19 protein-coding genes are annotated in these 22,527 nt (G+C 43.7%); 5 read left to right on the top strand and 14 right to left on the bottom strand.

Annotated elements, in window-relative coordinates; translation table 11 throughout:
- Window positions 1-87: 87 nt before the first annotated feature.
- From rsfS to BM283_RS09320, 6 genes are all read right to left on the bottom strand, one after another.
- The gene (rsfS, locus tag BM283_RS09345; RefSeq protein ID WP_090692353.1) at window positions 88-435 is read right to left on the bottom strand and encodes a ribosome silencing factor; all 348 of its coding nucleotides are present in this window, start codon (window positions 433-435) and stop codon (window positions 88-90) included.
- Entirely contained in the window at window positions 422-1,108 is a 687-nt protein-coding gene (gene nadD, locus BM283_RS09340; protein WP_090692352.1) for a nicotinate-nucleotide adenylyltransferase, read from the bottom strand. Before nadD ends, rsfS begins: the two co-directional genes overlap by 14 nt.
- A 74-nt stretch (window positions 1,109-1,182) precedes the next feature.
- On the bottom strand, window positions 1,183-2,565 hold the full coding sequence (gene aceF, locus BM283_RS09335) for a dihydrolipoyllysine-residue acetyltransferase (RefSeq protein WP_090692349.1): 1,383 nt from the start codon (window positions 2,563-2,565) through the stop codon (window positions 1,183-1,185).
- Window positions 2,566-2,645: 80 nt separating this feature from the next.
- On the bottom strand, window positions 2,646-5,303 hold the full coding sequence (gene aceE / locus BM283_RS09330; RefSeq protein WP_090692346.1) for a pyruvate dehydrogenase (acetyl-transferring), homodimeric type: 2,658 nt from the start codon (window positions 5,301-5,303) through the stop codon (window positions 2,646-2,648).
- A 61-nt stretch (window positions 5,304-5,364) separates the two neighbouring features.
- Window positions 5,365-6,222 carry a bifunctional methylenetetrahydrofolate dehydrogenase/methenyltetrahydrofolate cyclohydrolase FolD gene (gene folD / locus BM283_RS09325; RefSeq protein ID WP_090692344.1) on the bottom strand — a complete coding sequence of 286 codons (858 nt, stop codon included), beginning with the start codon at window positions 6,220-6,222 and terminating at the stop codon, window positions 5,365-5,367.
- 115 nt (window positions 6,223-6,337) lie between these two features.
- Window positions 6,338-7,039, bottom strand: coding sequence for a hypothetical protein (locus tag BM283_RS09320; RefSeq protein ID WP_254776306.1), 702 nt, complete (start codon window positions 7,037-7,039; stop codon window positions 6,338-6,340).
- Window positions 7,040-7,383: 344 nt separating this feature from the next.
- On the opposite strand from BM283_RS09320, the gene argS reads away from it, so the two are divergent.
- The 3 genes from argS (at window position 7,384) to BM283_RS09305 (ending at window position 10,490) form a co-directional block, all read left to right on the top strand.
- Window positions 7,384-9,135 carry an arginine--tRNA ligase gene (gene argS / locus BM283_RS09315; protein WP_090692340.1) on the top strand — a complete coding sequence of 584 codons (1,752 nt, stop codon included), beginning with the start codon at window positions 7,384-7,386 and terminating at the stop codon, window positions 9,133-9,135.
- Between the two features lie 29 nt (window positions 9,136-9,164).
- Window positions 9,165-9,776 (top strand): SPOR domain-containing protein, encoded by a 612-nt coding sequence (locus tag BM283_RS09310; protein ID WP_090692338.1) that lies wholly within the window; start codon window positions 9,165-9,167, stop codon window positions 9,774-9,776.
- A 72-nt stretch (window positions 9,777-9,848) separates the two neighbouring features.
- Window positions 9,849-10,490 (top strand): thiol:disulfide interchange protein DsbA/DsbL, encoded by a 642-nt coding sequence (locus BM283_RS09305; RefSeq protein ID WP_090692336.1) that lies wholly within the window; start codon window positions 9,849-9,851, stop codon window positions 10,488-10,490.
- 410 nt (window positions 10,491-10,900) lie between these two features.
- On the opposite strand, the gene BM283_RS09300 is transcribed toward BM283_RS09305, so the two are convergent.
- From BM283_RS09300 to ilvD, 7 genes are all read right to left on the bottom strand, one after another.
- A complete protein-coding gene (locus BM283_RS09300) occupies window positions 10,901-13,045 on the bottom strand; it encodes a RelA/SpoT family protein (RefSeq protein ID WP_254776305.1) in 2,145 nt (714 codons plus the stop codon).
- Window positions 13,046-13,368: 323 nt separating this feature from the next.
- Window positions 13,369-13,572 (bottom strand): DNA-directed RNA polymerase subunit omega, encoded by a 204-nt coding sequence (gene rpoZ / locus BM283_RS09295; protein ID WP_046850860.1) that lies wholly within the window; start codon window positions 13,570-13,572, stop codon window positions 13,369-13,371.
- A gap of 45 nt (window positions 13,573-13,617) precedes the next feature.
- Window positions 13,618-14,223: a guanylate kinase gene (gene gmk, locus BM283_RS09290; protein WP_090692332.1), complete on the bottom strand. Its 606-nt coding sequence runs from the start codon at window positions 14,221-14,223 to the stop codon at window positions 13,618-13,620.
- 7 nt (window positions 14,224-14,230) lie between these two features.
- The gene (locus tag BM283_RS20555) at window positions 14,231-14,365 is read right to left on the bottom strand and encodes a peptide-methionine (S)-S-oxide reductase (protein WP_139225236.1); all 135 of its coding nucleotides are present in this window, start codon (window positions 14,363-14,365) and stop codon (window positions 14,231-14,233) included.
- A 306-nt stretch (window positions 14,366-14,671) separates the two neighbouring features.
- The gene (locus BM283_RS09285) at window positions 14,672-14,983 is read right to left on the bottom strand and encodes a c-type cytochrome (protein WP_090692330.1); all 312 of its coding nucleotides are present in this window, start codon (window positions 14,981-14,983) and stop codon (window positions 14,672-14,674) included.
- A 21-nt stretch (window positions 14,984-15,004) separates the two neighbouring features.
- Window positions 15,005-17,074: a thioredoxin domain-containing protein gene (locus tag BM283_RS09280; RefSeq protein WP_090692327.1), complete on the bottom strand. Its 2,070-nt coding sequence runs from the start codon at window positions 17,072-17,074 to the stop codon at window positions 15,005-15,007.
- A gap of 278 nt (window positions 17,075-17,352) precedes the next feature.
- Window positions 17,353-19,026: a dihydroxy-acid dehydratase gene (gene ilvD, locus BM283_RS09275; RefSeq protein ID WP_090692412.1), complete on the bottom strand. Its 1,674-nt coding sequence runs from the start codon at window positions 19,024-19,026 to the stop codon at window positions 17,353-17,355.
- A 113-nt stretch (window positions 19,027-19,139) separates the two neighbouring features.
- Here ilvD and lgt point away from each other — a divergent pair, with 113 nt between their 5' ends.
- Entirely contained in the window at window positions 19,140-19,955 is an 816-nt protein-coding gene (gene lgt, locus BM283_RS09270; RefSeq protein WP_090692325.1) for a prolipoprotein diacylglyceryl transferase, read from the top strand.
- Window positions 19,956-20,324: 369 nt separating this feature from the next.
- Window positions 20,325-20,888, top strand: a complete 564-nt coding sequence (locus tag BM283_RS09265; protein ID WP_090692323.1) for a HEPN domain-containing protein — start codon at window positions 20,325-20,327, stop codon at window positions 20,886-20,888.
- An 81-nt stretch (window positions 20,889-20,969) separates the two neighbouring features.
- Here BM283_RS09265 and BM283_RS09260 read toward each other — a convergent pair whose 3' ends face one another.
- Window positions 20,970-22,169 (bottom strand): IS4 family transposase, encoded by a 1,200-nt coding sequence (locus BM283_RS09260; protein WP_090692321.1) that lies wholly within the window; start codon window positions 22,167-22,169, stop codon window positions 20,970-20,972.
- Window positions 22,170-22,527: the final 358 nt, after the last annotated feature.

Genomic DNA, 22,527 nt, shown 5'->3' with positions numbered 1-22,527 from the left:
TATTATTTTTACTGTCTGCGGCTCTTGCCTTCGTGTCATTGTTGATTTGGAAATGGAGTGAAATACGCTTGCTCTTTCCATATTACCTCAAAGCATTTTTTTCTTGACTGCATTGGATTCTGCCCATAATGATTCCAAATCGTAGTATTCACGGATAGTAGGCTGCATGATATGCACTACGATATCGCCTAAATCTACCAATAACCATTCTCCAGCTTGCTCGCCTTCGATGCTATAGACTTTACCTCCCGCAGCTTTCACTCTTTCCTGCACATGATGAGCTAACGCTTTGGTCTGGCGTGTTGAAGTTCCGCTAACAATGATCATATAGTCAAATAATGAGGTAATTCTTCCTGCTTCCAATACAAGAATATCTTGTGCTTTCAAATCTTCTAGTGCAGCAATGACTATATTTAGTAGCTCATCTGTTTTCATTTTCCCTCGTGTAAACATGGTGTGTGCCGATGTAATTCAGTACATTATCGGGAAGCAGATAACGTGCACTTTTTTCTGCTGCGATATAGGCTCGGATGGTGGTCGAAGAAATGTCCAATAATGTGGTCACTGCTGTAAAAACAAATCCAGATGATACACGCTTCAAGGCGTTGACATCATCTGTCCAGCGATCTGAGCATGCCTCCTGTAACTTTGGTGGTAAGCACGCGTGATGCTCAAAAGAAATATGACCTGGACGATTGACAATAACCAGATGACTTAATTCAAATAACTCACGCCAAAGATACCAATTTGGCAGTTTCAGAAATGCGTCTACTCCTATAATAAAACAAAATGCCACCTTTTTTCCTTTGAATTCCTCTCTTAATTCACGCAGCGATTCTACACTATAGCTTTCTCCAGAACGCCTGAGCTCTCGATCATCCAGAAAGAATTTTTTGTTATCATGAATAGCTTCATAAAGCATGATTTTACGGTGATGCTGCGAAGCAATAGGCTCATTGCGCAAGCGTGGATGCCCTGCAGGAACAAAACGAATTTCATCCAGTTGTAAAATTTCAATAAGCTCTTCTGCCACCCTTAAATGTCCAAAATGAACTGGATCAAATGTCCCTCCATAAATCCCAATCAGGGAAAATGTTTCATCAGACATTACTTAAGAAGAAATTCAGAGGAGGAGAGGTTAAGAAAAATGTGCTCTAGCTGAATAATGCTATCTCAGAAACTCTAAAATAAAGCAAGGCGCATATCCGCCAATATATTCGCTAAATGCGAAGTAAAACGTGCAGCCGATGCCCCATCGATGACCCTGTGATCATAAGATAGCGACAGAGGAAGAATCAAACGAGGAACGAACTCACCATTACGATAAATTGGCTTCAAGTTCGCCCTTGACACTCCCAGGATGGCAACTTCAGGGGCATTGATAATAGGCGTAAAGGCCGTGCCACCTATCCCGCCAAGACTAGAAATGGTAAAACTAGCCCCTTGCATGTCAGTCGGTTTTAATTTCCCTTCTCGCGCAACTGAAGAAAGTTTACCTAACTCATCAGCTATCGCAATTACACCTTTCTGATCAGCATCTCGAATAACAGGCACGACAAGACCATTGGGTGTATCTACCGCAAATCCTAAATGATAATAGCGTTTGAGTACCAGAGAGGATTCTTCATTATGCCTATCCAATGAGGAGTTAAATTCTGGGTATTTTTTTAATGCTGCAGTCACAGCTTTCATGAGAAAAGCAAGTATGGTTAATTTGATCCCATTCTCTTGCTGTTTTTCATTATATTCTTTTCTAAGCGATTCTAGATCAGTAATATCCGCCTCGTCGAACTGGGTTACGTGTGGAATCATGACCCAATTACGGTGTAGATTAGCAGCTGAGATTTGCTTAATGCGAGTTAACGGCTTCAATTCAATTGGTCCAAATTTCGCAAAATCGACCTGAGGCCAGGGTAATAAATCCAGTCCACCACCCAAACCTGATGTTGGTGATTTCATTAACTCTCGTTTGACAAAAGCCTGGATATCTTCCTTAAGTATGCGCTGTTTGGGACCGCTGCCAACTATCTTGCTTAAATCCACACCCAATTCCCTGGCAAAACGTCTAACTGATGGGCCAGCATGGGGCTTAGCCGCTGATGTAAGAGTGGACTGCCCCCCTTCCGTATACTGTGCAGGCAACTGTAATGGCTTGCTTGAGTAGATTTCTTGACCTGGAGCAGGCATTTCTACTGCGGTTTCAGGCTTAGTGCTCACAGTCTTGCGATCCGTTGCTGTTTCTTCAGAAATGGCTCCAGCTGAAATCGTTTTATTCTCTTCTTCAGAAATAGCTTCAGTAGCAGCCGCCTTATTTTCTTCTTCGGCCGAAACTTCCATGACAAGGATTTCTGAACCTTCAGATACCTTATCACCTACTTTGACAGTAATTTCCTTGACAGTACCGGAATAAGGGGAAGGAACTTCAATAGTGGCCTTATCTGATTCCAACGTGATAAGCGAATCCTCTGCCTTGAGTTTATCGCCAACATTGACAAGAACTTCTACGACCGGCACATCCTTAAAGTCGCCAATATCTGGAATCCTTACCTTTTTGATCTCACTCACGCCCTATCCTCAATCTACATTTAATCTATCAATGAGCAACAAAAGACCACCATGCTGTAGGCAATCAATATACCCGCCGTTTATTGCGTAACGGGATCTGGTTTATCCGGATTGATGCCGAACGCCTTGATTGCCTGAGCAACCTGTTCTGCTGGGACCTTACCTTCTTCTGACAGAACATTCAATGCTGCAACGGTAATGTAATAGCGATCCACTTCAAAAAAATGTCTGAGTTTCTCACGTGTGTCAGAACGCCCAAATCCATCTGTACCCAGCACACAATAGCGACCTGGTATAAATGCTCGTATCTGATCCGCATAAATCTTCATGTAATCAGTGGCAGCCACCACAGGCCCTTCACGATCTTTCAGGCAACTTTCTACATAGGACACTCTAGCAGATTCATTCGGGTGCAGCATATTCCAACGCGCAATACTCAACGCCTCACGTCGTAATTCAGTAAAGCTGGTGACACTCCAGATATCTGCAATCACTCCATAGTCCTTTTGTAAAATGTCTGCTGCCGCAATCACTTCGCGTAATATCGTCCCTGAACCAAGCAACTGGATACGTGCACCTTTATTATTCTTATCACCTTCACGCAGCAAATAAATTCCTTTCAATATTCCTTGCTCAACTCCTTTAGGAAGATCAGGCTGAGCGTAATTTTCATTCATCACAGTAATATAATAGAACACATCTTCCTGCTCTTGATACATACGCCGTAAGCCATCCTGGACGATCACCGCCAGTTCATAGCCATAAGTAGGATCATAGGATATGCAGTTGGGAATAGTAGAAGCAGCAAGGTGACTATGGCCGTCTTCATGTTGCAGACCTTCACCGTTCAATGTGGTTCGCCCAGCTGTTCCACCTAGCAGAAAACCACGACAGCGCATATCACCTGCAGCCCAAATAAGATCCCCCACACGCTGAAAGCCAAACATGGAATAAAAAATATAAAAAGGAATCATCTGCACATGATGGGTGCTGTAGGCTGTGGCTGCTGCAATCCAGGAAGACATAGCGCCAGCCTCATTGATGCCTTCCTGGAGAATCTGGCCATTCTTATCCTCTTTGTAAAACATAAGCTGATCAGCATCCTCGGGGATATAGAGCTGCCCTACTGATGACCAGATACCGAGTTGGCGGAACATTCCTTCCATACCAAACGTCCGTGACTCATCCGCGACAATAGGAACAATATGTTTACGGATATTTTTATCCTTGGTCAGAATATTAAGAATACGCACAAATGCCATCGTAGTAGAAGATTCTCTTCCTTCACCTCCCCCTTTCAATAGGGTCTCGAATGCTGACAAAGAGGGTATTTGCAAGGCTTCTGCCTTCCGTTGACGATGATGTAAAAACCCACCCAAGGCTTTACGTCGATCTTGCATATAAGTAAATTCCGGCGAATCCTTATCAAACTTAAGGTAGGGAATCTCATCGATCTTGTCATCCGGGACGGGCAAACCAAATCGATCACGAAATGCCTTGAGTGAGGTTGTGCCCATTTTCTTCTGCTGATGAGTGATGTTCTGTGCCTCGCCTGACTCACCCATTCCATACCCCTTGACAGTCTTGGCAAGGATCACGGTAGGCTGACCTTTATGTTTGACTGCAGCAGCATAGGCAGCATAAACCTTGTGCGGATCATGTCCGCCCCGATTTAGTCGCCAAATATCATCGTCTGACATATTAGCAACCATTTCGAGTAACTCAGGATATTTACCAAAAAAATGTTTTCTGACATAAGCCCCATCTCGGGCTTTGAAAGTCTGATACTCGCCGTCCACACATTCCATCATGCGTTGCTGGAGAAGCCCTTTGGTATCTTTTGCCAGAAGAGGATCCCAGTAAGAACCCCAAATGACTTTGATCACATTCCAGCCCGCCCCTCTAAACGTTGCTTCCAATTCCTGTATGATTTTGCCATTGCCCCTGACAGGGCCATCCAGGCGCTGAAGATTACAGTTCACTACAAAGATCAAGTTATCAAGCTTTTCGCGTGAAGCAAGTGAAATGGCGCCTAGCGACTCAGGCTCGTCCATTTCACCATCACCTGTGAAAGCCCAGACTTTACGCCCCTCGGTATCGGCTAATTGGCGACTGCCCAAGTATTTCATAAAGCGCGCCTGATAAATCGCCATGTGCGGCCCCAACCCCATTGATACGGTTGGGAATTTCCAGAAATCCGGCATCAGCCATGGATGTGGATAGGATGACAGTCCTTTACCCCCTATTTCCTGACGAAAATTATCAAGATACTCCTCAGTTAATACTCCCAGTAAAAATGCATAGGCATAAATTCCAGGCGACGAATGTCCCTGCACATAGACGAGATCAGCCCCCTTCTCCTTACTCGCTGCTCGCCAGAAATGATTGTAACCAACATCATATAGGGTGGCCGCTGAGGCGAAACTGGCGATATGTCCTCCCACATTGGTATTTCGATTGGCGCGAGCGACCATCGCCAGCGCATTCCAGCGTACATAAGAACGAATACGATGCTCTATGGCGTGATCACCCGGCGAACGCTCCTCTTTACCCACCGGAATGGTGTTGATATAAGCCGTATTAGCACTATAAGGAAGATATGCGCCAGAACGCCGCGCTTTTTCAACTAATTTTTCCAATAAGTAATGTGCTCGCTCTGCTCCTTCATTGGTAAGAACAGATTCCAATGCCTCCAGCCATTCCTGTGTTTCCTGTGGATCAATATCTTGTGAATTCATATTGAATTGCAGCTCCGTCTTTCAGTTTGGTAATAATATACTGGTCAATTTTAGACAAAAATCACATAGCCGCCCTAGCGCGCTCAGCCGCTTCAATGGTATTACTCATTAACATGGTAATCGTCATCGGTCCAACTCCTCCAGGAACAGGTGTAATATAGCCAGCTTTTTCCTTTATCGACATAAAATCCACATCTCCGCATAGTGTCCCATCCTCCACGCGGTTAATCCCAACATCAATTATAGTTGCGCCCGACTTAACCATTTCAGCCGTAATCATACGTGGTCTCCCGGTAGCCACGACTAAAATATCTGCGTTGCGAGTGTGTTCAGACAAGTTTCTTGTTTTAGAACTACAAATGGTGACGGTAGCTCCTTTCGCCAGAAGCATTAATGACATTGGCTTACCCACAATATTACTGCGCCCTACAACCACAGCATGCCGCCCTTCGATTAATACTTCGTGCTCTTTTAACATCATCATGACACCATAAGGGGTACAAGGAAAAAATAAAGCATTGCCCGTTACGAGTGCACCGACGTTACAAGGATGGAATCCATCCACATCTTTCTCAATCGCGATAGCAGCAATGATTCGATGACTTTCAAAATGTTGTGGCAAAGGTAGCTGCACTAAAATGCCGTGAATCTCAGGATTTGCATTTAATGCATGGATCTGCTGGAGCACGGTTTCTTGAGACGTTTTACCAGGAAAATTGTACACCTCAGAGCGAATTCCTGATTCTCTACAGGCTTTGGCCTTGTTACGCACATAAATACCAGAAGCTGGATCATCGCCTACTAGAATAACAGCCAAGCCCGGCTGTATACCCTCTTTTGCAAGATTCTCAGCACGTATTTTTAATTCTGCACGGATTTTACGCGCTATAGTATTGCCATCAATGATATCAGCACTCATTACTTTGCAAGAAATAGGCTAAATTAAATAATTGCACAAAAAAGATCTTTTCAGGTTCCAACTATCATTACCACATGTATGTATCACAGCAACATCCACCTTTAAACTGCATTTATTATGCGGCAGGAGGTATGTCTGGGTGTTTTCTTTTCTTGAATTTAATACGATAAATCAGTAGTCCAATTACAGATACTGAAGCTACAAAAAGAAAGGCTGTCAGCAAACCAAAAGCTAAAATAAAAATATCACTGCTTTCAGGCAAAAAAATGGTGACAAACCATACTCCAGCAAAGCCCGCCAATAATCCACCAAATAATATGATTTTTTTTCCAAGATCATAATGCCGCCATACAGAACCAGAAACTCCAATCTCATCAACATAATGATCAAAAACCTCCGCCAGACTCTCATCTCCAGGCGACGATTCATGACCAATTGCTATCGCCAAAGCATCATCCCCATCTTCCAGTTTAGATATTTTCTTGAGAAAATCTACTTGTTTTTGTGCTCGCTTAGGTTTGATACCATCCTTAATCATCATTGAGCATAGCGTTGAGAATGCTTTCTCACGAGCTATTTCTGTAGAATCATGCTTTTCATAGAACTGCCACATCACGCCAACCAGATAAAGCTGAATGGTCATCTCCTTGAATTGAGGAGCAAAATCATATCTTTTACTTTTGATATGCGCGATCTGTTCATCCAGCACTACTTTCACATGCTGAATGCAATCATCTAGTGTTACTGCTTCTTGATTGACTATTGAATCATTCATGCTTATAACCTTTATTTTTTCCGAGCAAAATTTACAACCCAATACATTATAACCTGCTAGCGAACACTAAACCCAGAAAATACGAGACAAGCAAATTATGGGCGCCTCTAAAAATTCAAAAAATTCTAAACAAGACAAGGCGAGAACAAAAAATGTTGACGCAGCCTATAACTGATAGGTAAGAAAACATTTTTTTGTAAACCACGAAGTATGGTGACGAGGCGGGGTAAACAGGCTATCCGCGAAGCGGATGCTCGCAAATATGAATTTTAGAGGCACCTTTAAATATAATAGTGACTGTGCCTAGGGCATCAACCACTTATACGATAGACTTAGCTTATCTCTTCCTCGTTATAATAGCGCCTTATTAAATTGATTTTCTTATTATGACAGTATCAACTCAATGTAATTATAAAACCCATCTTTCCCAATTACTGCTTCTGGCTACCCAAAAGATTCTTCCTCAAAATTATGAAATTAATATTGAATTAGCACGCCCCAAGCAAGCTAATCATGGCGATTATTCCAGTAATCTGGCAATGCAATTAAGCAGGTATTTGCACAAAAACCCACGTGAAATCGCAACAGCACTTATTGGTGCATTACCTGATTCACCTTATTTAGAAAAAGCTGAAATTGCCGGCAATGGATTTATCAATCTCTTCTTGAAAATTTCAGCAAAACAGCAGTTTTTATCCGGTGTGTTATTACAGGGCGATAAATTTGGCCATAATAATTCAGGAAAAGGGGAAAAAATTCAAATTGAGTTTGTTTCTGCCAATCCTACTGGACCTCTACATGTTGGGCATGGCCGTGGTGCAGCCTATGGTGCCAGCTTGGCAAATATTATGGTGGCTAATGGTTATTCTGTCACTCGAGAGTATTATGTGAATGATGCGGGTAGACAGATGGATATATTAGCACTCTCAACCTGGCTACGTTACCTTGAGCTCTGCGGGTATACCTTCCCTTTCCCGGAAAATGCTTATCAGGGCAAATATGTGGCTGACATGGCCAAGCTAATTCATGAGGCGCATGATAATTGCTATGTACACCAAGCTAATTCGATTCTGCAGGAACTCACCCAAATTGAAACAAGACTTGATGCTGATGAGCATTTAGACAAGTTGATTGCTATCGCAAAACAGACGTTAGGAGAAGATTACGTTTATATTCACAATTTTGTGCTGACTGAACAATTGGGTGATTGTCGCAATGATTTAATGGAGTTTGGCGTGGAGTTTGATACCTGGTTTTCAGAACAGTCGCTGTTTGATAGCGGCATGGTAGCACGTGCCATTCAATTACTTGATGAAAAACATACTTTGTATAAGCAAGACGGGGCTACTTGGTTTCGCTCTACTTATTTTGGGGATGAAAAAGATCGGGTAGTACAACGCGAAAATGGGCAATACACTTATTTTGCTTCCGATATAGCCTATCATCTTAACAAATTTGAACGCCATTTTGCCCATATCATCAATGTGTGGGGAGCAGATCATCATGGTTATATCGCACGAGTAAAAGGCGCAATCGAAGCATTGGCGCTTGATCCCGACAAACTTGAGATTGCTTTGGTTCAATTTGCTGTGCTCTATCGGAATGGAAAAAAAGTGTCTATGTCTACCCGTTCTGGAGAATTTGTTTCACTACGGGAATTACGCCAAGAAGTAGGCAATGATGCGGCGCGATTCTTTTATGTATTACGTAAAAGCGATCAACATTTAGACTTTGACTTGGATCTTGCAAAATCACAATCCGCTGATAATCCAGTATATTACGTTCAATATGCTCATGCACGCATCAATAGTGTACTCACTCAATGGGGGGAAAATGAAACCACACTCTCGACTGTGGATACCGATTTGTTGACGAGCCAGCCGGAGCTGATGCTTATACAAAAATTGATCGATTACCCGGATATAGTCGAAGCAGCAGGAAGGGAACACGCTCCTCACCTGATTGCCTTTTATCTTAAGGAATTAGCTAGCGAATTTCATAGTTATTATAATTCGACTCGTTTTCTCGTGTTAGAAGAATCAGTTAAATTGGCGAGACTAGCATTAATTGCAGCGATTAAGCAGGTTCTGGCAAATGGGTTGAAATTATTAGGTGTAACCGCTCCCAGCAAAATGTAATAGAAATCATATATAGTATAGGAATTTTCATGAGCAGAGACTACAAATCCAAGGGTATGGCAACCGCAAAAAGTAGTGGTTCACTTATTCTAGGACTCTTTATCGGATATGCACTTGGCATAGCAAGCGCAATAGGCGTATGGACACTCATCAATCAAGCTCCAAGCCCGTTCCTAACTGAAGAAAAATCAGCCAAAACTAAGCCTCAGGAAAGTATTGCTAAAAATTCACAAAATAGTAGTACTCACAAGGAAACTGAGCAGGTCAATGCAAACAAGCCTCGTTTTGATTTCTATAATATACTTCCAGGTATAGATGAGTCTTCAGCCGAAGAACCCTTCAATCAAGGGAAGCGGCAATCACTACCTGCCGTAACAAATGACGCGAGTTCGGCAAGTGATTATTTCCTACAGATTGGTTCGTACAAGAATCCAGGTGATGCGGAAAGAATGAAAGCAGAACTGGCATTACTCGGCGTCATTGCTTCTGTTCAAACAGCAGAATCTTCTGATAAAGGCACACGATATAGAGTACGTATAGGTCCTTATGCAAAAATCACCGAGATTGATCAAATACGAAGCTCATTACATGAAAATGGAATAGAAGCCAGCTTTGTCAGAGTTCCTAAGAAAACGCCATAACCATCATGATTCAGTAAATTTTATGACTCGATAATCGTTAGCTAAACAATTTATAGAAGAGCACAATAAAATATGAATAAATTATTTAAATTTTTTATAGTCTTCATTACTCTTAATTTCTCAGGGATATTGCTTGCGCAGGCAGAAATCATTGAAGGGCGCGATTATATTGTTCTCGCAACTCCTCAGCCAACCGAAGATCAACGAAGCATTGAGGTCATTGAGTTTTTCTGGTACGGCTGCCCACATTGCTATGAATTACATCCACATATCGATAATTGGCGCAAGAATGCGCCCAAGGATGTAATATTCCGATATGTTCCCGCCATTTTCCGTGCTAATTGGACGCCTGCAGCCAAAACTTTCTATGCAATGGAAGCGTTAGGTATTACAAGAGAACTTCACGATAAGGTGTACAAAGCGATTCATCGTGACAAAATTGATTTATCAAAGGAAGCTGTACTATTTGATTGGATTGAGAAACAAGGAATTGAGCGCGCAAAATTTATCAATGCCTATAATTCATTTTCCGTTCAAAACCAGGTTGCCAAGGTTTCACAAATGATAAGGCAATATAAATTAACCGGTGTACCAGCTTTAGTAGTAGAAGGAAAATATATCACGAGTGGAAAAATGAGCGGCACACCGCGCGACACGATTCAGGTATTGAATGAATTAATCGATAAAGTGCGGAAAGAGCGAGCCTTGAATTAAACCTGAAAGCATCTCGTTTACTATTTTATTGAAAAACTGAATCCATGTGACTTATATATGTTTTTTGAAATTTTCTCACTCACCAGAATATTAAGGCCGCTATAAGACACATCCTATATTGCACCAGGTACAAATGCGGTCTTGCTCTTTGCTATTCCCTTTCACAAAACAAACATGACATGAAGGTAAGCCGCAGACAGTATCCATAATCCAGCAAGATGAAGCCGACAAAGTCAGTTTTGATTTAGAAATAGAATTATAGGAAGTAATCCTACCGGCCTCATCATATCTTAATTTACATTTAGATCACTCCCCGCTCTATCCTGCCCAACTGATTCTTAGAAGTTAAATTATCCCACACATCATTATAGAATGGTTACCTACTGAGCTTTTAAAATAATAAAAAACACCTAATTCTTCGCTCGACCGAGTTTCACAACTTCTTGAATATGCCTCAACCCTCGCATGATTTGAGCAAGATGCTGACGATTTCTCGCCTGTAGAATGAATTGCATCGTGGTGTAATCTTTATCACTTTCCATAGTGACATCATCGATATTCGAATCTGCTCTGGCAATTTCTGCAGCAATTCGAGCAAGCACACCACGTTGATTGACCGCTGTCATGTTAATGCCTACTTCAAAAGTTCTGGCGATCTCTTTGCCCCACGCCACATCCAATACATTCTCAGATTTTTTCTGAATTCTCATCACAACAGGGCAATCATGCACATGAATCACTAATCCCTGATCTTTTTTAATCAGCCCAACGATTGTATCCCCAGGAAGGGGATAACAGCATCGAGCAAACTGTACTGTCATACCTTCCGTGCCAAGAATCACAACGGGATGACTGGCACTAGTCACTTCAGATATGGATTCTCCAGGTACGACTAAACGTTTAGCAATAACAGCCGACAGTTGTTTTCCTAAAGTGATATCGGCAAGAAAGGCTTTTTTTGACTTGGCACCGCTGTCCTTGACAAGTCTTTCCCATTGTATGTCAGTGATAGCATCAGGGTTGATACCAAATGAGGATAAAGCCTGATTGAGTAAACGCTCACCTAACCTTACTGACTCTTCATATTGAATGTTTCTAAGAAAATAACGAATACTTGAACGCGCCCTTGCGGTAGCAACATAAGAAAGCCAAGCAGGATTAGGATTAGCATAGGGTGCAGTTATAATCTCAACACGATCACCATTCATTAATTCAGTGCGCAAGGGTATATTTTCCCCGTTAATTTTAGCTGCAACACAGCAATTACCTACATCGGTATGTATCGCATAAGCAAAATCCACTGCGGTAGAGCCTCTTGGTAACTCAAGTATTTTTCCTTGTGGCGTAAACACATAGACTTCACCAGGAAACAGATCGACCTTGAGGTGCTCCAGAAATTCAATTGAATCGGAGGAATCGCTTAATGTTTCCAGCAAGCTTTTTAACCATTGATTGGTTTTTAGATGCAGCTCATTTACCTCTGCACCATTGCTTTTATAGAGCCAATGGGAAGCTACACCCATTTCAGCAATCCGATGCATCTCATAGGTTCGAATTTGTATTTCTATTGGCAATCCATAAGGCCCCAGCAAAGTATTATGCAGCGATTGATAGCCGTTAAGCTTAGGAATCGCAATATAATCCTTAAATTTACCAGGAATGGGTTTATATAAACTATGTAAGGCGCCTAATGCTACATAACATGAAGCAATATCTTTTACCAATACACGAAAACCATAAATATCCAGTACTTCCGAGAAGCTCAGATGCTTCTCGCTCATTTTTTTATAGATGCTATAAAGATGCTTCTCCCTTCCAGTTACGATTGCATCTAACCCTGCATCTTTAAGCCGGTTTTTTATCGCATCCAGGATTTTGCCCACTATTTCGCGACGATTGCCACGGGCTGCTTTAGTGGCTTTTACCAGCACTTTGTAACGATTAGGGTAAAAATAACGAAAGCCAAGTTCCAGCAATTCCTGGTAAATGCTATTCAGACCCAACCGATGAGCAATAGGAGCATATATCTCCAAAGTTTCCCGTGCGATGCGACGCTGCTTGTCAGGACGCAAAACTTCCAGCGTACGCATATTGTGTAAGCGGTCAGCCAGTTTAATAAGGATAACCCTTACATCCTGCGCCATAGCTAATAACATCTTGCGGAAATTTTCAGCTTGAGCATCAGCTTTGGTCTGGAATTCAATCTTCTTTAATTTTGAGACACCATCTACCAGCTCTGCAACTGATAGGCCGAATCTTTCACCGATTTCTTCCTTGGAGATAGCCGTATCTTCAACCACATCATGTAATAATGCAGCAGCAAGCGTAATGACATCTAGATGGAGTTCACTGAGGATATGAGCAACCGCCACAGGATGAGAAATATAAGGCTCCCCAGTTATACGGAATTGCCCAGAATGGGCCCCTTGACTAAAAAAATACGAACCCTTGAGTAAAGCTAGTTCTTCAGGCTTAAAATATTTCGATACCTCAAAAAATAATGACTCAGCTTCAGGCATTATTACATGAGAGTTCGACAATGAAAGCTCTGACATATAAGCATTTCCCAATTTTTTGTGGTAGCTAATTCAACTTTATTTACAAATAGTAGGATAAATTCTGTGTTTGCAACGACAATGCTAGAACGATAAATATTCCTGATCGATTCGATGGAGATAATAATCAGCATAATATATCCAGAATGTCACTGAATTTATAGCGAATGCTGTATTATGCAAGATCGGGGAAATGAAATAAAATACTTAATAAATAATTTGGTAATGCTACCGTTCTATCGCCAGGGAATCTCTTACTTCCAATATAGTAGATTACTTCAATTTTTTCTGTTACAGCTTAATCTTGTTACCGTTATTATCTTTTAACGTATAGTATTAAGAATTTCAAGCCCTACCTTCCCTTTAGCCAATTCACGTAGTGCAATGACAGTAGGTTTATCTCGAGCAGCATCGACCATCGGAGTCGAACCAATTGCTATCTGCCTTGCTCGTGCAGTCGCAGCCATTGTCATATCAAAGCGATTGGGAATCATTTTTAAACAGTCATCAACAGTGATACGAGCCATCATTCATTCCTTTTTTATTTAAAAAATTTACTCAATCAATATTATTCAGGCAAATTGTGCTAATAGCGCATGCTGCTTGACCAGCTGATGCATCATTCTGAGGCGTTCTGCCCGAACAATACAACAAATATCTTTGAGTGCTTCATCCAATTCATTATTGACCACAGCATAATCAAATTTGTTCACTTGACCTACTTCTTCCCGGACTGCTTTTAGACGTCGCGCAATAGCTACTGGATCATCTTGTCCACGCTGTTGCAGGCGAGCTTTTAACGATTCTAGAGAAGGAGGCAAAATAAAAATGCTGACTGCTTCAGGAAAAATTTGTCGTACCTGTTGCGCGCCCTGACAATCAATCTCCATCAAAACATCTTGACCTGACGCGATGGTTTCCTTAACCCAATGATGTGAGGTGCCATATAAATTTCCATAAACTTCTGCACTTTCAAGGAACTCCCCTCGCTTCAACATTTGATTAAAAATATCCCGATCAATAAAAAAGTAATCTTGCCCATTTATCTCATTAGGACGGGGTTGGCGAGTGGTGTGTGAAATCGATAGGCTCAAACCCATACGAGCCTGAAGTAATGCTTTAATCAAGCTGGTCTTACCAGTCCCTGAAGGAGCACTGATGATAAATAAGCTACTCATATCATGATTATATTGAATTTCCCCTACATTTTGACAAAAAAATTTCCATTAAAACTATTTTAATGCACGCCATGTTTTTTAAATAACGCTGGTGATATTCTTCCGCAGGATAAAACTCAGGAGCAGGTAAAATTTCAGTTATGCTCGGATCGCGCCACTACCCGCACTGCCCGCTTTGTTACAATTTATCTCGCAAAGTTATCACAACGCCTTTCTCTCCTGGAGCATATAAGAAAATATAGCCGATCGATATTAAGAACCTATATCAGGTTCTTGACGATTAAGCATAGCAGGATCAAGGCAACACCAGAAAGTATCCAGTAAATTTTCGAAAGAAGTTAATTAATCTTAAAAACCTTCCAGGATGAGAGGAAGCATTTTATTAGGGCAGAAAAATAATAGGTCGATGTGCCTTGAACGCGCATCGACCTTCCCTCCAAGATTCGTATTACTTAAGCGTCAAAATGAATTCTGCTAGCTTTTTAGCGTTTTCATCGCTTACATTGGCGTTAGGTGGCATTGGAATGGTCCCCCATACTCCATTACTACCATTTTTAATTTTTCCTGCCAAGTAATCAGCTGCATCAGCTTGACCTGCATATTTCGCAGCAATATCTTTAAGTGCCGGGCCAACCAATTTGGTATCAACATTATGGCAGTTTAGGCAACCACTGCTTTTTGCCAATTCAGCATCTGCTTGTACATTGCCAATCCATAATGCAGCAGATGCTGCCATTACTCCTAACAACACTTTTCTCATCTTATTTTTTCCTTATTTGAATTATAAAGGGAGTACCATTTTACCCTTAACTTTGCAGACTTGCAGCAATTCCTGTAAGTTTTTGATTTCGGGCAGGCATGTCTCACCTTGACAAACCCAGGCGTTGACACTTTGATCTACAGGCAAGGGTTTGTTCAAACTTTGCGGTAACCCAGCCAGCTCCATCGGTAATGCCAGTACAATGGTAGCTGGCGCATGCAACGATAGTGCACGATGCCATTCACTGAGGAGAGCGCCTTTTCCACGCAAGATAACAATTTGTGGTGGTGCCAGCCATTCTTTCAATGCAAGCAATAAATTACAGTAAGCACCGGGATGCCGCTGTATTTCAGGATAAAACAATTTAAGTGCATGTTCAGCTGATTGCAAATAACGATATTCCCCGAGCAGATAACCAAGTCGCTGAAGCGATATCGCTGCCACACCATTGCCAGATGGAATGGCATTGTCCTGACCTGCCTTGGGTCGATGAATGAGTTTTTCATGATCGCGACTCGTAAAAAAGAATCCACCTAACTGCTTATCTTCGAACTGATCCAGTAATACCTCTGCCAATGCTCTAGCCAACTCCAGATCAGACTGACGAAATTCCGCTTGCATGAGCTCCAGCAGACCATCTAGCAAAAAGGCGTAATCATCGAGATAGGCATTGTGGCGCGCCTTGCCATCCTTGAAGGTGGCGAGTAACCGATTATTTTTCCAGAGGGTGGTGCCGATAAAATCTACCGTCAACATGGCGGATTTTATCCATTCGCTCTGCTCAAAAATCCTGCCTGCTCGCGCCATGCCCTTTATCATCAAACCATTCCAGCTAGTCAGAATTTTTTCATCACGACTCGGGTGGACACGTTGCTCCCGTTTACTGAAAAGTTTGCGCCGTGCCGATTCAACCCATTGTTGCACTTTCTCTTGACTGACTCCCCTATCGTTGGCTATAGCTGCAATGGCTTGCATGATTTCGAGATGCCAATATTTATTTTCAAAATTGGGAGGGCGCGAAAGACCAAAGTAAGGGGCGATGACAGCATATTCATCAGCTGTCAAGACAAGCTCGATTTCATCTTTATCCCAGACATAAAATTTCCCTTCTTCATGTTCCGAATCTGCATCCAAGCTCGCGAAATAGCCTTCTTCCTTGGGCCCGGATTGCATCTCACGCATCACCCAGGCAACTGTCTCATGGGCAATTCGTTTGAACAAAGAATGATGGGTTGCAAGCCAGGCGTCGGCATAGAGCTGTAACAAGAGTCCATTGTCATACAGCATCTTTTCAAAATGGGGAATACGCCAGTACTGATCGGTACTATAACGATAAAATCCTCCTCCTAATTGATCGTAAATACCTCCATTAGCCATTTTCTCCAAAGTATCAACGGCGATATGCCAGGCTTGCTTATCCTCTTCAGAAAAATACCGCTGCAGGCAGAATTTCAACTCTGCAGGATGAAAAAATTTTGGCGCAGCACCAAAGCCCCCATGCGCTCGATCAAAGTTTTCTAGAAGCTGGGCGCTTGCCTGTTCGATAAGATAGTAAGAAGATGCAGAAATATCGGTGGTTGTTGCAGGTAAAGTCTCAGCAAGGATTGCCAGTAGCGCGCCATTTTGCTGTTCAATATCTTCTCTGCGCGTATGATATAGCTCAGCAATTCTGGGCAGTAACTCAAGAAAACCAGGCAGGTTATAACGAGACTCTTTAGGAAAATAAGTGCCTCCAAAAAAAGGCTTCTGCTCTGGCGTAAGAAACATCGTCAATGGCCAGCCACCATGGCGATGGTTAAGGATGTAATGCGCCGTCTGATATATTTGGTCGAGATCAGGACGCTCCTCACGATCTACTTTAATATTAATAAAGTATTTATTCATCGCTGCAGCCACTTCGTGATCCTCGAATGACTCTCGGGCCATCACATGACACCAATGGCAGGCGGAATAACCGATAGAAAGTAGAATGGGTTTATCTTGAGTACGCGCCAGTGCGAGCGCCTCCTCGCCCCATGGGTACCACTCTACCGGGTTATCTGCATGTTGTAACAGATAAGGGCTAGTTTCACCTGTCAGATGGTTGGACATCGCATTGGTCAATAAATGATTGAATCATGCATTCTTAGGATGAGTCATACCAATCCTCGTTGAGAAGCTATAAATAAATTTATTACGCACTCCAATCGCGGTGTTGGGCGGAGCCCGCCTTGCCTATCTTTATTTAATAGGTCACCCTGCTGAAAATTTGATTGATCGAAACGCACTTCGTTCCTTCTCTCGTCACTATGTTCCTTCCATCTTGCGTCTGGAGTGTCTGCTGCAATTTTTGGCGAAAACTGCGTTTCCGCACTATCTGAGTCATTCCGCTAATCGGTAATCGCTCCGCGGCTGGCAGTCGATACCAGTTTGGCAAATTTTGCCAGGACACCGCGCTGGTAACGCGGCTCAGGCGGTTGCCATGCTGCACGGCGCCGTGCGAGCTCATCTTCAGAAACATTAAGCTGCAACAGGCGCTGGTTCGCATCAATCGTAATGGAGTCTCCCTCCTGCACCAGCGCAATGGTTCCCCCCACAAAGGCTTCCGGTGCCACATGGCCCACCACCATACCGTAGGTTCCGCCGGAGAATCTTCCGTCGGTGATCAGCCCAACTGAATCCCCTAACCCTTCCCCGATCAATGCCGACGTGGGCGACAACATTTCGCGCATGCCCGGCCCGCCCTTCGGGCCTTCATAGCGGATTACCACGACATCTCCAGGCCGGATTTCCTGCGCAAGGATGGCATTCATGCAAGCTTCCTCAGACTCGAACACACGCGCAGGTCCCGTAATTTTTGGGTTTTTTACGCCGGTAATTTTGGCGACTGATCCTTCCGGCGACAAATTTCCCTTGAGAATGGCCAGATGACCTTGTGCATACATAGGATTTTCCCATTGCCTGATGACATCCTGATCCGTGCGTGGTTTCTCCGGCACATCGCGTAATACTTCGGCTATTGTTTCACCACTGATCGTCATGCAGTCACCATGCAGCAAGCCATGTACCAGTAACATCTTCATAACTTGAGGAATCCCCCCGGCATGATGTAAATCGGTGGTTACATAGCGCCCCGAAGGTTTCAAATCACACAATACGGGCACTCTTGCGCGTATTGTTTCGAAATCATCAATGCTCAGATCTACGTCAGCAGCATGCGCTATCGCCAACAGATGAAGCACCGCATTAGTCGATCCGCCTACTGCCATCACCACGGAAATCGCATTTTCCATGGATTGACGTGTGATCAGATCGCGTGGGCATATTTGCTTTTTGATGGCGTTGACCAGAACCTCTGCCGAACGTGCAGCACTGAGTCGTTTTTCTTCATCTTCCGCCGCCATAGTAGAGGAATAGGGCAAACTCATTCCCATAACTTCGATGGCCGACGACATGGTATTGGCAGTATACATCCCACCACACGCGCCTGCACCGGGACAGGCATGCCGTTCCACTTCCAGTAATTCCTTCTCATCTATTTTATGGGCAGTAAACTGCCCGACGGCTTCGAACGCGCTCACAATGGTCAGATCACGCCCTTGGTAATGACCCGGTTTGATGGTGCCGCCATAGACAAAAATAGCCGGCACATTCATTCGCGCCAGCGCAATCATGGCACCCGGCATGTTTTTATCGCAGCCCCCGATCGCAATCACGCCATCCATGCTTTCTCCCTGCACCGCCGTCTCGATGGAATCAGCGATTACTTCGCGTGATACCAGCGAATATTTCATGCCTTCGGTTCCCATGGAAATACCATCGGAAATGGTAATCGTGCCAAACATTTGCGGCATTGCCCCGGCCTTTCTCAAGGCACGCTCAGCGCTGAGAGCCAATTCATTGAGCCCCATATTGCAGGGCGTAATCGTCGAAAATCCATTGGCAACACCAACGATGGGTTTATCAAAGTCGCCATCAGCAAAACCCACTGCACGCAACATGGCGCGATTGGGTGAACGTTTTGCTCCTTGAGTGATGGCTTGACTGCGTTTATTGTCTGGCATGATTTCTCCTGAAAAACCAAAAATGCGATCTAATTGATTAAGCAGTTGCACACTGCTGCGGCAGGCTTACTTACCGTATAATGCATATTTTACCGTAAATCAGCTCGTAACCTATGCTTATCCATCCTCAGTTCGATCCGGTCGCAATCTCCGTTGGTCCGCTTTCCATTCACTGGTACGGCCTAATGTATCTGATAGGTTTCTTTCTGTTCATTGTGCTGGGTCGTTATCGCATCAAGCACAATCCACAATTTGTTTTTACCCCTACCCTACTCGATGATGCGCTCTTCTATGGCGTGCTGGGGGTCATTCTGGGAGGGAGGCTCGGACACGTTCTGTTCTACCAATTCAGTTATTACTTACAGCATCCCCTGGAAATATTTGCAATCTGGCAAGGCGGCATGTCATTCCATGGCGGCTTCATCGGTGTCATCTTGGCGATGGCGCTGCTGGCACATAAGCACAAATTACCTTGGCTGGCAGTAACTGATTTTATTGCACCGCTGGTGCCGCTTGGGTTGGGAGCAGGCCGCATCGGCAACTTTATCAATGGTGAATTATGGGGACGCCCCACAGACGTTCCCTGGGGCATGATTTTCCCCCATGTCGACAATCTGCCGCGTCATCCTTCTCAACTGTATGAATTTGCTTTGGAAGGGATCGCATTGTTCATTTTACTCTGGATTTATTCCAGCAAGCCACGACCAGTGGGTGCTATCTCCGGCATGTTTTTGATTGGGTATGGTGTATTTCGCTCGTTTGCAGAATTTTTCCGCGAACCGGATGATGGCTTCATGGGAATATTAACCTTGGGTGTCAGTATGGGACAATGGCTGTCATTGCCGATGATTGCTGCAGGTATTGGAATGCTGTTCTGGGCATATCGATTATCGAATAAGCCAGTGCCAAAAACCAGAAGTCGTCGTTAGCAAGCCAACAAAAGTAAGATTCCTTGCACCAAATGTCGTGATCTATTCATCATATTTGTGGATCTAACAAAGTTTGCTATGCTGAAAACTAAATCGACGCAATTTTATAAAATATAAGGAGAAAGTATGCAACTTGTGGTGTTAGATTTCGTTTTTTACGTAATAGATTGCATCATTTCGGAGTTCTAATTCTAATTAGGCGACAGATTCCCATGCGAGTGTCTGGTCCCGATAGTCGAGATTTCTAAGAGTGAAGTAGCGCTTGGGGTTATGGCCATATTCCTTCGGCAGGTAAGCAGCCAACTCCGCATAACCGAAAATGATCCAAAAGCGCACGCAATCCTAACGTAGAATTCGGTCTGGGATGCTGTGTTACTTAGCGCCCTGTTCGATTGCGAGGCCGCGTGTAACTTCCAAAGCCGCTTACCCGCTGAACAATTCGGCCAAGAGTCCGCACTGGAAATTACCAATTACCATCTTCGCGGCCTCACAGGTGCGCCACGCGCACTAAACGACAAAGAAGCATCATGGGTTGAGGCCAGTTTTGCAAAGGCAAGAGATCTTCTTGAGCGAGATGAATTCCGAAATGCCGTGCACTGTATGGCGACTTACCGCTGGCACTCGCATCCTAGAGCCCGCTTAGCTTTGCTATGGTCGGGGATCGAGGGGCTATTCAAAATCGAAAGCGAAATTGTTTTCCGCCTGAGCCTCTATATCGCCAGATACCTTGAACCAGAGAGCAATGCAAAAAGAAAAGAGTTGTTTGCGGCGGTTAAGAAACTATACAAACATCGGTCGGCTGCTGTTCACGGCTCGCCGATGAAGAATACAGCGCAGGATGATGTTGAAACGTCTTCCAAACTGCTGAACCAGCTAATATTAGCTTGCATAGCCAAAGGAGACACGCCTTGTATCGAAGAGCTGGCGCCCTAGCTACCAAATCGCCTAACAACGGCATCAACGCAGACAGTGAACCGAACATTTGGGGTCAGATACTGAGGAATCCCCACGAATTTACCAGTTTTCGCCATGAGCACTCACTACCTGGTTTAAGATGATTACTGCTGTTTTCAATTCTTTCAATTGAAACTTAAAACGCTGATCGTTGGCTACTCTCATACCAAGGTAGATAGTTGAGAGGACATGGCGATCTTTAATAGTATTGGCCTGATAATGCAGATGTCGGTTGCTATGCCGCGCAGTCATTCCCAGCAACCAGAGTACGAAGGTAGCCATCATGGCCACCAGTAGCAGGATCTGCAATCGGTTGGCCGAGCGCGTAAGATTGAGTTCGAAGCCAATACCGAAGCGCACGCTCTTCACATCCCGGAATGATTCCTCGATCTGCATGCGTGTGCGATAGAGCTTCACAATTTGCTTTGCCAGTGTTGAAGTGGCTGGCAGAGAGGTTGCCAGCAACCATGGTTCACGCTCGCGCTTGGCACATTGTTCGCTATGTTTTGAGCGTGCTCGCTTACCGTGGCAAGTGATTTTGCTGCGACCCTTAGGTTTTCCTTTATAAAGCACAAAGTGACAGCGAAGAGGTGAACTGCGTGCCAGCTCCATCTGCCCCAGATACGTGGGAATGGATGTTGCCTGCTCGTATAACACTTTACAATTAATCCAAGGCTCATCTGCGTTTGAGCGCATTAAGGTATCATGACGAATACGACCTACCCAATCCCACTCAAGTTGCTCGATTTCCCGGAACCAGGGATTACGAAAGCCCGCATCAGTCACCACAATGGGACGACAGTCCTCCGGAAGCATCGACTTGAGTTGCTTGAGGAAAAGGCGGTGTGTCTTTGGTTTTTCCTTATCCTCAAGGCAATGCACTTCCTTATAGAGTGTCAGTGCACGCCCATCCACCACCACTGAAGCACGTAACAAAAAATGGCGCTGGTAGGAATCCAGATCTGACCAATCGACCACAATGACTGGTCGTTGCGCGAAACTGACGATCAGGCGCGCAAAGGAAGTATAAACTTTACGAAATTCACAATAAAGGTGAGTATTGCCAATTAGTCGGTCTGCTCGCTTGATACAATGCTTTTCTTTAGCATCACTGTCAATGGCGCGTCCAAGACCTGTTACTGATAAGCGTCTACTCTCTATGGCCGCCAGCACAGCAACCGATAAAACATTACGGCGAGCAGCGTGCATCCAGGCGCAGAGGTTAGCAAGGAGTTTGTCAGATACTTTCTTGGCATGCATGGTAGGGTTTCTTTGTTGATATCGATATCATAATCAGATCTACCAACACCATGCATGTTCCTCATTTATTAATAAAATCCTTTAGTAATTTATTGAGTCTAATAACTTATTTATAGGGATTCCTCAGGGTCAGATACCGTCTTACAATGCGATATCCCACTTTTTTATATACCCATCGCACATGAAATTTCGGCACTCAGGTGCTGCCAATGATGTGGAAATTATCAGTTAATAATGTGCGTAATTCTGCTTCGTAATGATCCGTTGCTGTAAAAAAAGCTTGGCAAGCACTTTTGAAAAGTGAAAAAGTTTCATAGTAGCGACCATACAGGATTTTCTTCTTGAAAAATTTCCAATA

Origin of the sequence: Nitrosomonas sp. Nm34, assembly GCF_900113925.1 — a bacterium.
Taxonomy (GTDB): Bacteria; Pseudomonadota; Gammaproteobacteria; order Burkholderiales; family Nitrosomonadaceae; genus Nitrosomonas.
This window is presented reverse-complemented; position numbering and strand designations above follow the sequence as displayed.